General features: G+C 49.7%; 1 rRNA gene. It reads right to left on the bottom strand.

What is annotated here, in order from left to right:
* Positions 1-674: ribosomal RNA gene (locus tag ACFQ1C_RS16160) — 23S ribosomal RNA — on the bottom strand; the annotation flags it as partial.

The following is a 674-nucleotide window of genomic DNA, read 5'->3' on the forward strand; positions in this document are numbered from 1 at the left end:
AGCTATTACGCTTTCTTTAAATGATGGCTGCTTCTAAGCCAACATCCTGGCTGTCTGAGCCTTCCCACTTCGTTTCCCACTTAACTATGACTTTGGGACCTTAGCCGGCGGTCTGGGTTGTTTCCCTCTTCACGACGGACGTTAGCACCCGCCGTGTGTCTCCCGGATAGTACTTACTGGTATTCGGAGTTTGCATAGGGTTGGTAAGTCGGGATGACCCCCTAGCCTAAACAGTGCTCTACCCCCAGTAGTATTCGTCCGAGGCTCTACCTAAATAGATTTCGGGGAGAACCAGCTATCTCCCGGTTTGATTGGCCTTTCACCCCCAACCACAAGTCATCCCCTAATTTTGCAACATTAGTGGGTTCGGTCCTCCAGTTGATGTTACTCAACCTTCAACCTGCTCATGGCTAGATCACCGGGTTTCGGGTCTAATCCTAGCAACTATTCGCCCAGTTAAGACTCGGTTTCCCTACGGCTCCCCTATACGGTTAACCTTGCTACTAAAATTAAGTCGCTGACCCATTATACAAAAGGTACGCAGTCACCCAACAAGTGGGCTTCCACTGCTTGTACGTACACGGTTTCAGGTTCTATTTCACTCCCCTCACAGGGGTTCTTTTCGCCTTTCCCTCACGGTACTGGTTCACTATCGGTCAGTCAGGAGTATTTAG

This window comes from Oceanisphaera ostreae (assembly GCF_042676125.1).
Lineage (GTDB): Bacteria > Pseudomonadota > Gammaproteobacteria > Enterobacterales > Aeromonadaceae > Oceanimonas > Oceanimonas ostreae.